Source organism: Rhizobium sp. WW22 (assembly GCF_047041135.1).
GTDB lineage: Bacteria > Pseudomonadota > Alphaproteobacteria > Rhizobiales > Rhizobiaceae > Rhizobium.
Genome location: NZ_CP178198.1, coordinates 900,657 through 913,918 on the forward strand (window position 1 = coordinate 900,657; position 13,262 = coordinate 913,918).

A 13,262-nucleotide genomic window follows, 5' to 3' on the forward strand; every position below is an offset into this window, starting at 1 on the left:
AGAGTGACCATTGTGAAAAATATTGAAGAGAAGAAAAATTCTTCGCCGCGCAAGCGTGGGCGCCCGCCGGCCTTCGATCGCGAAACGGTTCTTGCCGCCGCCCGGGATACTTTCTGGCAGCATGGCTATGACGGTTCCTCCATTGCCGATCTGACGGCGGCGATGGGCATCACGCCGCAAAGCCTCTATGCCGCCTTTGGTTCTAAGGCCGAGCTCTATCGCGAGACGCTTGATCAATATCGGCGCATGCCTCGTCCGGAACCCGGCAATCCCTTTCAGGACAAGCTGGATACCGTGACTGCCTTCGAGCGCTTTCTGACGAACTCCGCCAGGATCTTCACGGCCCCGGAGCATCCAAAGGGCTGCATGATATCCACGGCGGTGCTGAATTGCGCGGAAGAGAACGAGCCGATCGCCCATCATGTCGCGTCCATGCGCCTGCAAACGCTGGATGTCTTCACCGCCCGTATCGAACGCGGTATTGCGGAGGGCGATATTCGGCCGGAGGCGAATCCCCGGTCGCTTGCGCGCTTTCTCGGTGCGATCGTGCAGGGCATGTCCGTTCAGGCGCGCGATGGCGCGACCACGGACGAATTGCTCGCCCTCTTGTCTCATGCGCTCAGCGAACTGAAAACCTATCAGATGCGGCAGGAAGCCTGAGCCAAGGCAAAGAAAAACCCGGCGACCGAGATCGCCGGGTTTCTCGATAGTATCGGGAACGAACGACGGCTTAGTCGTTCGAGGAAACCTTGAGGCCGATAACCTGCGGGATCGTCGTCGGCGCGCCCATGGCAGCGCCGATGATCATCGGCACCGGCACCGGCTTGCCGGGGGCGGCGGTGACGGTCAGGCTCTTCGGATTGTCGAGATAGGCATTGACTGCCGATGAGACGGCGTTCTGCAGTTCCGGAATGTTGAGCTGCGCCATCATGATCGGCGTCATTGCCTTCAGTGTGTCGGCGAGCTGCTTGCCCGTGACACCCTGCTGTTTGCCAGCGAAGTCAAGCGCGCGTGCCGTAATCGACGCATCGTCGAAGCGGATCTGGGCGCTGTTGAAGGTGAGCTGCTGCAGCAGGCCGAGCATGGCGAGGCCGGCGGACTGCTGTGCTTCCTGCTGGTTCGGATTGGAGCGAACCGTCTTCAACGCATCCTGCAGCGACTTGGCGAAGGCGGGCGTGTAGCCGGAAATGCTGAAGGCGAGGTTCAGCTTGCCAATGTCCCTGAAGTCGAAGGAATATTCGCTGATGTTGATAGTGCCGGGTCCCATATCCCAGCTACCCTTCATGGAGACAGTGCCGTCGATCTGCTGCAGCTTCAGCGCTTCGATGGCTTCCTTGGTCTTCGCATCGTCGACCTTGCTGAGATCCGCCTTGATGCCATTGATCTTGGCATCGAAATCGAGGCCTGATTTGTCATCGCGCTTCTTCGTGTTGGCGTCGGCGCCCTCGATCGAGAATACCTCGACATCATCCTTGGTCACGGAAACGGCGCCGGCATGGGCACTTTGGTAGTAGAACAGCGAGCTTAGGTCACCCTTGCTCGCGTCGGCCGGGATCTCGACACCGGTCAACTTGAGGTCGGTGGCGGAAACAGAGGCGCCGTCCTTGGTGAAATCGACATCCGCAAAATCGATTTCCTCGATCGTGTAGCCACCGTTGTTTTCCTCGACGCCATCAAGGGTGATGTCGCCGAGCGGAATGCTGTCGTCCATGCCGGCTGCCTTGAAGCTTGCGCCCTTCAGCGTCACTGTGCTGCCGTCGACATCGATGCCGGTAGCGGCAATCGAACCGCCCTGCTGGCCGTAGAGGTCGTTGATCTTCTTCAGCAGATCATTGCCGTCGAGCGCGAAAGCGGAGCTGGCGAAAGACAGCATGGCGGCGCTGCAAAGCATCAGCCGCGTAGTCCGGTAGAAAGTCATTATGGCGTTTCCTCTTTAAGCCGGTGGTATGGGCGGGAGCATACAGATTGAGCGTGTGCTGCGCTGACTTATATTGATCTTTCTCTGAAAATCCAATGACAATGAACGTTGAAGGCAGGCGCGGCAAAAATGTCTCGGTTGTCATTTCGCAAGAGTGCTGAAACGCCTTCATCCACAGGTGCTTTCCACCGATTTCTTGCTGTGAATCGCCATCTCTTATAGTCAAGGATCATGGGAAAAAATCTGACACCGCCGCCCGGTGAAGGCGACGACAATATCCTTCCGGTCGATCTGAAGGCGGCGCTCGAAGAGCGCTACCTGGCCTATGCCTTGTCGACGATTACGCAACGCGCGCTTCCGGATGTTCGCGATGGGCTGAAGCCGGTGCATCGCCGCATCGTCTATGCGATGAGCGAGATGGGGCTGCGCCCCAATGCAGCTTTCCGCAAATGCGCCAAGATCGTCGGCGAGGTGATGGGTAACTATCACCCGCATGGCGACCAGTCGATCTATGATGCGCTGGCGCGCCTGGCTCAGGATTTCTCGCAGCGCTACACGCTGGTCAACGGCCAGGGCAATTTCGGCAACATCGACGGCGATAGCCCGGCCGCGATGCGTTACACCGAATCCAAGATGACGGCGGTTTCCGAACTGCTGCTCGAGGGTATCGATCAGGACGCGGTCGATTTCCGCGACACCTATGACGAGTCGAATTCTGAACCGATCGTTCTGCCTGGAGCTTTTCCCAATCTGCTCGCCAACGGCTCTTCGGGTATCGCTGTCGGCATGGCGACCTCTATCCCGCCGCACAATGCTCACGAGCTTTGCGACGCCGCACTGCATCTGATCAAGGATCGCGATGCGACGGTCGAGAAGCTGGTGGAGCTGTATATTCCAGGTCCCGACTTTCCGACCGGTGGCATCATTATCGATGATCGCCAGAGCATTATAGAAAGTTACAAGACCGGTCGTGGCGGCTTCCGTGTCCGGTCCAAATGGGAGATCGAGGATCTCGGTCGCGGCGGTTATCAGATCGTTGTCACCGAAATTCCGTTCCAGGTGCAGAAGTCGCGGCTGATCGAAAAGATCGCCGAACTGCTGCTGGCGCGCAAGCTGCCGTTGCTCGAGGATGTTCGCGACGAATCCGCTGAGGATATCCGTGTCGTTCTCGTGCCGAAGAGCCGCACCGTCGACGCGACGATCCTGATGGAATCGATGTTCAAGCTGACGGAGCTGGAAAGCCGGTTCCCGCTCAACATGAACGTTCTGTCCATGGGCCGCATCCCAAAGGTTATGGCGCTGAACGAAGTGTTGAAGGAGTGGCTGGATCACCGCCGCGAAGTCTTGCTGCGCCGCTCCCGCTTCCGCCTGGCGGCCATCGAAAAGCGGCTCGAAATTCTCGGTGGCTTGCTGGTCGCTTATCTCAACATCGATGAGGTCATTGCCATCATCCGCGAGGAGGATGAGCCGAAGCCTGTGATGATGGAGCGATTTGGCCTTACTGACAATCAGGTCGAAGCTATCCTCAACATGCGGCTGCGCTCTTTGCGCAAGCTGGAAGAATTCGAAATCCGCAAGGAATTTGACGGCCTGACAAAGGAGAAGGCTGACATCGAGGCACTGCTCGCTTCGGACGAGAAGCAGTGGCAGACGGTTGCCTGGGAAATCGGCGAGGTGAAGAAAAAATTCGCCAAGGCCACCGAGATCGGCCGCCGCCGCACGCAGTTTGCCGAAGCGCCCGAAGCCGACGATGCCGCCATCCAGCAGGCGATGATCGAGAAGGAGCCGATCACCGTCGTCGTCTCGGAAAAGGGATGGATCCGCGCCCTCAAGGGCCACATATCCGATACGTCCTCGCTGACCTTCAAGGAGGGCGACGGTCTCAAGGTTGCCTTCCCGGCGCAGACCACGGACAAGATCCTCATCATCACGACGGGCGGCAAGGCCTATACGCTCGGCGGCGACAAGCTGCCCGGCGGCCGCGGTCATGGCGAACCGCTGCGCATCATGGTCGACATGGAAAACGATCAGGACGTGCTGACGGCCTTCGTCCACGATCCGCAGCGCAAGCAGATGATCGCTTCGACGGCGGGCAACGGCTTCATCGTTGCCGAGGCGGAACTGGTCGCCAATACCCGCAAGGGCAAGCAGATCATGAACGTCTCCTATCCCGACGAGACCAAGCTTCTCGTCCCGATATCAGGCGATCACGTTGCCGTGGTCGGCGAGAACCGCAAGATGCTCATCTTCCCGCTCGCGCAGGTGCCGGAAATGTCACGCGGCAAGGGCGTGCGCCTTCAGAAATACAAGGATGGCGGCATCGCCGATGTCAGGTGCTTCGCGATTGTCGATGGCCTGACATGGGAAGACAGTGCCGGCCGCACCTTCACCAAGACCAAGGACGAGTTGGTGGAATGGCTGGGCGATCGCGCCGGCGCCGGCCGTGCCGTGCCGAAGGGCTTCCCCAGAAGTGGCCGGTTTTCGGGGTGAGGAGCAGTCGGGCAAAGCCCGAGCAATCGGCCCGGCGGGTCGATTGTAGCGATGAACGCCCTGAGCCCTAGCGAAGGGCCGAGTGGTGCGTCGTCTCGACTGCGTCTGGGCGGAACCTTGACGAGGGCGGATCGGCGCCTGAGGGCTTCAATCTGTGTAGGGAACGCAGACGTCTCGCAGGAAACGTGTCGCTCCCTCTTCATCGATTTCTCCGGCGGCCACTGCTACGACGAAGCTGTAAAGATTGGCGTCTGTCGTTTGAATACGGTGGCCGTTTTCCATAAGAAAAACTGCTGTCGCCACGATGGCGATGCGCTTGTTGCCATCTATGAAGGCGTGGTTTTTCGCGAGCTCGAATAGATAAGCGGCCACTAGTTCGATGATATCATCACTGCCGTATTGGGCTTTGTTAATCGAGCGTGCCAAGGCGGATTCAAGGGAGCCCTCGTCTCGTAGACCATAGGAGCCGCCGAACCTTTTGATTTGCATCTTATGCAATTGCTCAATGAGCGGCCTAGTCAGGAAGATAAAGGGCATTATTCTGCCAGCTTCTTCAGTGCAATTTTGTATTGATCCATGAAGCGCTGCGCATGCTCCATGTGGCGCGCAAAATCCGCGTCAGCCGGCTGCATCAGCAATCCGCCATCTTTCAAACTGAGTTCCAAGCTGTCACCGGCTCCGAGACCAAGCTGATCCAGGACTTCTTTCGGAATGATAACGCCTTCGGAATTGCCGATCTTGCGGATGGTGACGTTCATATTGCAGCTCCAATGTAATAACCTGGTTATAACATTGGATGGGCGTTGCTTCAGGGCGCGAGAGTTTGCGCGATGATTGCCGCTCTCGCCTTGACCCGAGCTTGCCATAGCGAGTGCGCGGCCAGTGCCAGGATCAGTATCGCCCCGCCGGCTAGCGTCATGTTGGCCGGCGCCTCGGAGAAGATCAGCCAGACCCAGATCGGCGCCAAGATCGTTTCCAGGAGGTAGAACATCGCCACTTCCGGTGCCGAAAGAAAACGCGTGCCCGTCGCAAGGCACCAGAAGGAAAGCGGCATCAGCACGGCGCCGTCGAAAAGGATCCAGCCGGGATGGTCGATGGAAAAGCCCGAGGGCACCATATGATAGAGCCCGACTGCCGCCGGAATGACGGCCGCCAGCAAGGAAGCAAAACCCATGTCCCGGCCCGAGGCGCGACTGATCGTGATGGCACAGGCGATGGAAAGCGATGCGAGCACGGAAAGTGCGTCGCCAAGCAGATGGCCGCTCTCCATACCATCTCCCACGATCAGACCAACTCCGAGGATCATGACAGCCATGGTAATTAATGTGGAAAGGGCAGGGCGCTCCTTGAGGAAGATCCACGAGAACAGGGCGGTGAACATCGGGTTGAGCGCGATGATGAAGACCACATTTGCCGCCTTGGTATAATAGACGGCGAGAAGAAAGGTGATGGTGGTCAGCCCATAGAAGAAGCCAACGAGAATTCCGAGCCAGCCCGGCAGCACAGTCTTCAGCGAGCCAGTGACCCGGTGAATGACGAAAAGGGCGGCCAGCGCCACGACGATGGTCGCAAGGCTGCGAGCCGACAGCACAGACCAGACTTCGCCGTTGGAAAGCCGTATCAGCGGGATATCCATCGACAGCGCCAGACCGCCGAGCGTCGTCAGTAGCAGGCCCTTCTTATGGTCCGAGAGATGGGAAAACATTCAGCGGAAGGTATCTTTGTCGCCGTCGGCTGCGGGGTCGAAACGTTCCCAGCCGCGCGGCGTCAGATGTTCCTGCGGCTGAAAGCGGGTCTTGTAGTCCATCTTGCGCGAGCCCTTGACCCAATAGCCGAGATAGACGTGCGGCAACCCCAGCGCTTTCGTCCGCTTGATATGATCGAGGATCATGAAGGTGCCGAGTGATCGCTCGTCGAGATCGGGATTGAAATAGGAATAGACCATGGACAGCCCGTCGCTCATCACATCGGTCAGAGCCGCAGCCAGCAGTTCGCCCTTCGGACGCTGCTCCAGCCCTGAACCTTCCTCGCGACGGCGATATTCGATGATGCGCGTGTTCACATGCGTGTCCTCGACCATGATCGCATAGTCGAGCACGGTCATGTCGGACATGCCGCCTTGCTGATGACGATAGTCGAGATAGCGGCGGAAGAGCGAATATTGCTCGCTGGAGGGCTGCGCCGGAAATTCGGTGGCGATGATATCGCTGTTGGCCGTCAGCACCCGTTTCATCGATCGGGTGGGCTCGAACTCTTGCGCCAGGATGCGGACCGATATGCAGGCTCGGCACGATTCGCAGGCGGGACGATAGGCGATGTTCTGAGAACGCCTGAAGCCGCCCTGCGTCAGTATATCGTTCATCTCGGCGGCACGAGGCCCCACAAGGTGCGTGAAGACCTTGCGTTCCATCTCATGCGGCAAGTACGGGCAGGAAGCCGGTGCCGTCAGATAAAACTGCGGAGATGGCGTCGACTGCGTGTTCATCTGCCGTTGATTGACCTTTCTTTCGGCACCCGTTTTCTACAAGCATGGCCCAAGTTTAGAAAACGTCAACTACGTCCTTCGCTAAAGATCGAAGTTTCCTAATGGACCATGCACAGAAATATCTCCCGCGGGCCATCAGGCGCGCGGGAAATCATAGGGTCTCCTATGCTTATGCGTTGTTTTAGGCCGTCCGTGCGATGACCGTGCCAAGCAGCAGGTCATGCACCAGCCGGCTGCGGTCGGTGAAAAGGCCCACCAGCAGGATCAGCGGCGTCAGGACGGAGTTCAGAATCCAGAACAGTGCCAGATGGACGATCGCCGTCAGGAAATCCATGCGCCGGCCATCGACACGAACCATGGTGAGGCCCATGGCGCGCATGCCGAGCGAAGCCTGGTAGGGACCGCCGAGCGTCCAGCCGAAATAGAGGCCCGCAACGAGAACGAACAGCACCGGATAAAGGAAGAAGCCGAGCCCCAGCGTCAGGATCGAAACGAAAAACAGCAGTACGGCCGCGGGAATGCACAGCAGCGCGACGATGATGTAATCGACGATGAACGCAAAGATGCGCCGGCTCAGCACGCCACTATAGGCGCGCCAGTCGTCCGGTGCTGCATAGAGCGGGCTGGGGTTTAGGCTCATTGTTTTCCTCCTTGGGAAACATTCGCCGAAGATATGGTATCAGGTGCGGCAAATACAATAAGCCGGCAGCCCGAAGCTATTTCTTCGCCAGATGTCTCGCCACGTCGACAGCGAAATAGGTGAGGATGCCGTCGCAGCCGGCGCGCTTGAAGGCGAGCAGGGTTTCGAGCATTACCTTCTCGCCGTCGATCCAGCCATTGGCGGCGGCAGCCTTGATCATCGCGTATTCTCCGGAGACCTGATAGGCGAAGGTCGGAAGACCGAAGGCTTCCTTCAGCCGCCAGCAGATGTCGAGATAGGGTAGGCCAGGCTTGACCATCAGCATATCGGCGCCTTCTTCGACGTCGAGCGTGGCGTCGCGCACGGCTTCGGTGCCGTTTGCCGGGTCGATATAATAGGTCTTCTTGTCGCCCTTCAGCAGGCCGCCGGTCGAGATGGCCTCCCGATAGGGGCCATAGAAGGCCGAGCTGAATTTCGTTGCATAGCTCATGATGCCGACGCTCTGATGGCCGGCGGCGTCCAGCGCCTGGCGGATCGCGCCGATGCGACCGTCCATCATTTCCGAAGGCGCGATGATGTCTGCGCCGGCATCCGCCTGGTAGACCGCGGCACGCGCCACCTGTTCGACCGTTTCATCATTGACGATTTCATTGCCGCGCAGGATGCCGTCATGGCCGTGGCTGGTGAAAGGGTCGAGAGCGACATCGGTGATGACGCCAATGTTCGGCACGGCCTTCTTGATTGCGGCGGTAGCGAGATTGATGAGATTGTTCTTCTCGAGGCTGTTGGAGCCGGTCTCGTCGCGCAGCTCCATTTCGATGTTAGGGAAGGTGGCAAGCGCGGGGATGCCGAGATCGGCCGCTTCCTTCGCCGCTTCTACCGCCATGTCCACGGTCATGCGGTTGACGCCAGGCATGGCAGGGATCGGCTCGACGATGCCGGTGCCCGGGATCACGAAGATCGGCCAGATGAGATCGTCGACCGTCAGCCGGTTTTCCTGCACGAGACGGCGCGTCCAATCGGCCTTGCGGTTACGCCGCATGCGCCGATGGCCGGTGATCTCGTCAACGAGATGCGTCTTGTTCTCCATGATGCCGCCATCCTTCTTCGTCTATTTATGGCATTCTATATTGGGGGCGTACCTATCATGCCGTCCCCAGGATTCAAAACCAGGCGAAAGGCCGCAGCCATTATATTCTGGCGAGGCACGTGCCTCCTACGTATTGTTCGCGCATGGAACCTGATTCTTCGACCGTACCCAAGAATACGCTGACGGACATCCTGTTCGTGCTGTTCCTGCGGCTGATCGCGATCGCCTGCTTTTGGCTCGGCCTGCAATATTGGGCCATGCTGGTCGGTTACTCGCTGGACGGCCATGCGCGCTTCGATCTGCTCGCTCTCCCTTGGAAGGTCGCGGGCGCTGGGCTTGCGGTGGTTTTCCCGGTCGCTGCCCTCGGATTGTGGCTTACTGTCTCCTGGGGGCCGGTCATGTGGGTGGTGGCGGCAGGGGGGCAGGCACTGATGTATGGCGTATGGCCCGAGATATTTGGATCCAATCCGCTGATCATGATCTTGCATGCCTGCGTCGCCGTGATTTATTGCCTTTTCCGCATTCTGTTGTGGCAGGAGAAACGCCGGCGCCGTCAGCAGCAGGTAATGGTTGATTTACCCTGAGACAGCAACATGTCCTGGTAAGGTGCTGTTAAGCCTGCAGTTTAAGTAGAATTTTATGTGTATTCGATAGGGTCTCACTCAAGGCGGGAAGAAAACGACACCGCCAAACAAAACAGAGTGAGGCCAAGTCATGATGAACACGAAAATCAAGCCGCAGGCAGTTGCAAACGCTCGGGATCAGCAGGTTGATGACATCCGGGCTCTCTACATGGAATCCCTTCACCTGGTCGAGCGTCTGCACCGCCGCCTGCTTGATGTTATCAAAGACGAGTTCGACCGTCAGGGTCGCGACGACGTCAACGCCGTCCAGGCGCTGCTCCTTTTCAATATCGGCAATTCCGAGCTGACGGCCGGCGAACTGCGCTCGCGCGGTTTCTACCTCGGCTCCAACGTTTCCTACAACGTCAAGAAGCTGGTCGACCTCGGCTTCATCAACCATCAGCGCTCGCGCATCGACCGCCGCTCGGTCCGCATCAGCCTGACGGAAACCGGCCAGGATATCGCCGAAACCGTTGCCAAGCTCTATGAGCGCCACATCGGCTCGATCGACAAGGTCGGCGGCATCGGCACCGACGAGTTCACCCAGATGAACAAGCTCCTGCAGCGCCTCGACCGCTTCTGGAACGACAGCATCGCTTACCGCATGTAAGTAGCGGTGGCGGATCCATCATAAGACCTTCCGGTAAAAGCAAGCTGGACACGTTCCCTGCGTGTCCAGCTTTAATGCGTTACCGGCGCGGCTGTTGTGCGTTTTTTGCCACGTCCGTGCGTCACCTTCCGTCACATGTAACGTCCAGAGTAGCTAAGCCATTGACGCCGGTTCAAGACGCGCTATGAACCACGCGCAGTTGTGGTATTTTAGCAAATGCGGTTTGGCTTTTCCTCAAGGTCGCTCGGCAGTGCAAGTTCCGTGCCGGACGACACGAATTGGCCATATTGCTATGACAGCGGAAACTGACGGCAAGCGGCGTTCTCGAATTTCGATCTTAAGGCCTGAAAGTCTTCGCTTCGCAATATTGTGATAGTTCGTGGCGAAGTTTTTGGTGGTGCGTTAAGGCTGCGGATTGATACTGAGCGGCGTTACTTGGCGCGAGCTAGCGCTATTTACTGCTTCCTCTCTTGGCTGCGCATGATTTGGATCGCAGTGTTGAACGGTTGGGATATGTCGAAGAAAAACGGAATTGAACCCTTTTCGCGCCGCTCTTTCCTGCGGTCGGCCGCAACTCTTGGCGCTGCCGCACTGGCTGCTCCGGCCCTTGCGCAAAACGCAACTCCGCTTGAGGCGTTGATCAACGATCGCTCCCGTGGCAATTGGGACGACCAGTTCGACGCCAAGGCTGCGGCGCGCACCGCCGCTGCTGTCCAGTCGAACGCGCCAATCCTCGGGCCGGATTCCGTACCGAATATTCAGCAGGCGATCGCGCAATATCAGAACATTGCCGCCAACGGCGGATGGCCGCAGATCAATCCGACAAGCCAGCAGGCGCTGCAGCTCGGTGCGACCGATCCGGCCGTACAGTCGCTGCGTCAGCATTTGATGATTACCGGCGACCTGCCGCGTGAGGCTGGTATATCTTCTGCCTTCGACTCCTATGTCGACGGTGCGGTCAAGCGTTTCCAGGCCCGTCACGGACTGCCGGCAGATGGCGTCCTCGGCGATTTCACGCTGAAGGCGATGAACATCCCCGCCAATGTCCGTCTGCAGCAGCTCAACACCAATCTCGTCCGCCTCCAGACGTTCCCGTCCGACCTCGGCCGCCGTCATGTCATGGTCAATATCCCGGCGACACGCGTCGAAGCCGTCGAGGACGGTCAGGTGGCGCTGCGCCACCAGGCGATCGTCGGCCGGGAATCACGGCCGACGCATATCATCAATTCAAAGATCTACGAGGTCATCCTCAACCCGTACTGGACGGCACCGCGCTCCATCGTCGTCAAGGACATCGTGCCCTTGATGCGCAAGGATCCGACCTACCTGACGAAGAACAACATTCGCCTTATTGACGGCAAGGGCCAGGAAGTGGCACCCGAAACGATCGACTGGAATTCGGACAAGGCGCCAGACCTGATGTTCCGTCAGGACCCGGGCAAGACCAACGCTATGGCGTCCACGAAGATCAATTTCCACAACCCCAACAACGAATACATGCACGACACGCCGGAACAGGGCCTGTTCAACAAGTTGATGCGTTTCGATAGCTCAGGCTGCGTGCGCGTTCAGAACGTGCGCGACCTCGCGACCTGGCTGCTGGCCGAAACGCCCGGCTGGCCGCGTCAGCATATCGAGCAGGTCATCTCCACCCGCGTCAATACGCCGATCACCCTAGCGTCGGAAGTGCCTGTCTATTTCGTCTATATTTCGGCCTGGAGCGCCCGCGACGGCATCGTCCAGTTCCGCGACGACATCTATAATCTCGACGGCAATTCCCAGTTGGCGCTCAATACAACCCAGGGCATGGAGCAGCCGGTTCAATAACCGGCATTGTTCGGATCCCATCTGCATGGAAGCCGCATCTCAGGATGCGGCTTTTTCGTTTGCCGGGGTCGCTCTGCGTAGAATGCTTACTGCGCCGCGCGTCCCTGGACGCGCAAAGGACGCAGTAACGCTTTGAAATGGCGCATAATCTTTTCCGAAATCCAGCAGGATTTCGGGATTATGCGCGCAAATGTCGCTGGTCGTATTGCTCTCCGGCGACCCTGACGTTAATACCGTTTGCATTGCCCTTCCGGCCCGTTCAGGAGCTTTCACGATGACCAACGCGTCCACCGAACCCTTCTTCAATCGCTCGCTTGCCGATACCGATCCGGAAATCTTTGGTGCGATCGGCAAGGAACTCGGTCGCCAGCGGCACGAAATCGAACTGATCGCCTCGGAAAACATCGTCTCGCGCGCCGTGCTGGAAGCGCAGGGCTCGATCATGACCAACAAATACGCCGAGGGATATCCGGGCAAGCGCTATTATGGCGGCTGCCAGTATGTCGATATCGCCGAGGAACTCGCCATCGAGCGCGCCAAGAAGCTGTTCGGCGTCAACTTCGCCAACGTTCAGCCGAATTCCGGTTCGCAGATGAACCAGGCCGTGTTCCTGGCGCTCTTGCAGCCCGGCGACACCTTCATGGGTCTCGACCTGAATTCGGGCGGTCACCTGACGCATGGTTCGCCGGTCAATATGTCCGGCAAGTGGTTCAACGTCGTATCCTACGGCGTGCGCGAAGGCGACAACCTGCTCGATATGGACGAAGTGCAGCGCAAGGCCGAGGAAACCAAGCCGAAGCTCATCATCGCCGGCGGCACGGCCTATTCCCGCATCTGGGACTGGAAGCGCTTCCGCGAGATCGCCGACAGCGTCGGCGCCTATCTGATGGTTGACATGGCCCACATCGCCGGTCTGGTTGCCGGTGGTCAGCATCCGTCGCCGTTCCCGCATTGCCATGTTGCCACCACGACCACGCACAAGTCGCTGCGCGGCCCGCGCGGTGGCATGATCCTCACCAATGACGAGGATCTGGCGAAGAAGTTCAACTCGGCCGTCTTCCCCGGCCTCCAGGGCGGCCCCCTGATGCATGTCATCGCCGCCAAGGCGGTTGCGCTCGGTGAAGCGCTCCAGCCGGAGTTCAAGGACTACGCTGCCCAGATCGTCAAGAACGCCAAGGCGCTTGCCGAAACGCTGATCTCTGGCGGCGTCGATGTCGTCTCCGGCGGCACGGACAACCACCTCATGCTCGTCGACCTGCGCAAGAAGAACGCCACCGGCAAGCGCGCGGAAGCCGCCCTCGGCCGCGCCTACGTCACTTGCAATAAGAACGGCATTCCCTTCGACCCCGAGAAGCCCTTCGTCACCTCGGGTGTCCGTCTCGGCACGCCGGCTGGCACGACGCGCGGCTTCAAGGAAGCCGAATTCCGTGAAATCGGCAATCTGATCATCGAAGTGCTCGATGGCTTGAAGGTCGCCAATTCCGACGAAGGCAATGCTGCCGTCGAAGCTGCCGTGCGCGAGAAAGTGGTCAAGCTCACCGACCGCTTCCCGATGTACGGCTACATGGGCTAAGGAGAG

Annotated in this window: 13 protein-coding genes; 6 read left to right on the top strand and 7 right to left on the bottom strand. The window is 58.8% G+C overall.

Annotated elements, in window-relative coordinates; translation table 11 throughout:
* The first annotated feature begins 3 nt into the window (after positions 1 to 3).
* The gene (locus ACK83U_RS04530; protein WP_412474794.1) at positions 4 to 660 is read left to right on the top strand and encodes a TetR/AcrR family transcriptional regulator; all 657 of its coding nucleotides are present in this window, start codon (positions 4 to 6) and stop codon (positions 658 to 660) included.
* A 70-nt stretch (positions 661 to 730) separates the two neighbouring features.
* On the opposite strand, the gene ACK83U_RS04535 is transcribed toward ACK83U_RS04530, so the two are convergent.
* A complete protein-coding gene (locus ACK83U_RS04535; RefSeq protein WP_112414655.1) occupies positions 731 to 1,918 on the bottom strand; it encodes a hypothetical protein in 1,188 nt (395 codons plus the stop codon).
* A gap of 231 nt (positions 1,919 to 2,149) precedes the next feature.
* On the opposite strand from ACK83U_RS04535, the gene parC reads away from it, so the two are divergent.
* On the top strand, positions 2,150 to 4,408 hold the full coding sequence (gene parC, locus ACK83U_RS04540) for a DNA topoisomerase IV subunit A (RefSeq protein ID WP_112607247.1): 2,259 nt from the start codon (positions 2,150 to 2,152) through the stop codon (positions 4,406 to 4,408).
* Positions 4,409 to 4,555: 147 nt separating this feature from the next.
* On the opposite strand, the gene ACK83U_RS04545 is transcribed toward parC, so the two are convergent.
* From ACK83U_RS04545 to hemB, 6 genes are all read right to left on the bottom strand, one after another.
* Positions 4,556 to 4,945, bottom strand: coding sequence for a type II toxin-antitoxin system death-on-curing family toxin (locus ACK83U_RS04545; RefSeq protein WP_112607245.1), 390 nt, complete (start codon positions 4,943 to 4,945; stop codon positions 4,556 to 4,558).
* Positions 4,945 to 5,166 carry an AbrB/MazE/SpoVT family DNA-binding domain-containing protein gene (locus tag ACK83U_RS04550; protein WP_112607243.1) on the bottom strand — a complete coding sequence of 74 codons (222 nt, stop codon included), beginning with the start codon at positions 5,164 to 5,166 and terminating at the stop codon, positions 4,945 to 4,947. The genes ACK83U_RS04545 and ACK83U_RS04550 overlap by 1 nt, the downstream gene beginning before the upstream one ends.
* Before the next feature lie 50 nt (positions 5,167 to 5,216).
* Positions 5,217 to 6,113, bottom strand: a complete 897-nt coding sequence (locus tag ACK83U_RS04555) for a DMT family transporter (protein WP_112607241.1) — start codon at positions 6,111 to 6,113, stop codon at positions 5,217 to 5,219.
* The gene (locus ACK83U_RS04560; RefSeq protein WP_112337870.1) at positions 6,114 to 6,893 is read right to left on the bottom strand and encodes an arginyltransferase; all 780 of its coding nucleotides are present in this window, start codon (positions 6,891 to 6,893) and stop codon (positions 6,114 to 6,116) included. It lies immediately after the preceding gene.
* A gap of 181 nt (positions 6,894 to 7,074) precedes the next feature.
* Positions 7,075 to 7,533, bottom strand: coding sequence for an RDD family protein (locus ACK83U_RS04565; RefSeq protein ID WP_075852219.1), 459 nt, complete (start codon positions 7,531 to 7,533; stop codon positions 7,075 to 7,077).
* A gap of 76 nt (positions 7,534 to 7,609) precedes the next feature.
* Positions 7,610 to 8,623, bottom strand: a complete 1,014-nt coding sequence (gene hemB / locus ACK83U_RS04570; protein ID WP_112410636.1) for a porphobilinogen synthase — start codon at positions 8,621 to 8,623, stop codon at positions 7,610 to 7,612.
* A 143-nt stretch (positions 8,624 to 8,766) separates the two neighbouring features.
* Between hemB and ACK83U_RS04575 the strand changes: the two genes are divergently transcribed.
* From ACK83U_RS04575 to glyA, 4 genes are all read left to right on the top strand, one after another.
* Complete coding sequence (locus ACK83U_RS04575) at positions 8,767 to 9,207, top strand: DUF6163 family protein (protein ID WP_112337868.1); 441 nt, start codon at positions 8,767 to 8,769, stop codon at positions 9,205 to 9,207.
* A gap of 133 nt (positions 9,208 to 9,340) precedes the next feature.
* On the top strand, positions 9,341 to 9,856 hold the full coding sequence (gene ldtR / locus ACK83U_RS04580) for a transcriptional regulator LdtR (RefSeq protein WP_041677845.1): 516 nt from the start codon (positions 9,341 to 9,343) through the stop codon (positions 9,854 to 9,856).
* A gap of 513 nt (positions 9,857 to 10,369) precedes the next feature.
* Positions 10,370 to 11,683, top strand: a complete 1,314-nt coding sequence (locus ACK83U_RS04585; protein ID WP_112337867.1) for a L,D-transpeptidase family protein — start codon at positions 10,370 to 10,372, stop codon at positions 11,681 to 11,683.
* A gap of 274 nt (positions 11,684 to 11,957) precedes the next feature.
* On the top strand, positions 11,958 to 13,256 hold the full coding sequence (gene glyA / locus ACK83U_RS04590; protein ID WP_015339424.1) for a serine hydroxymethyltransferase: 1,299 nt from the start codon (positions 11,958 to 11,960) through the stop codon (positions 13,254 to 13,256).
* The last annotated feature ends 6 nt before the right edge of the window (positions 13,257 to 13,262 follow it).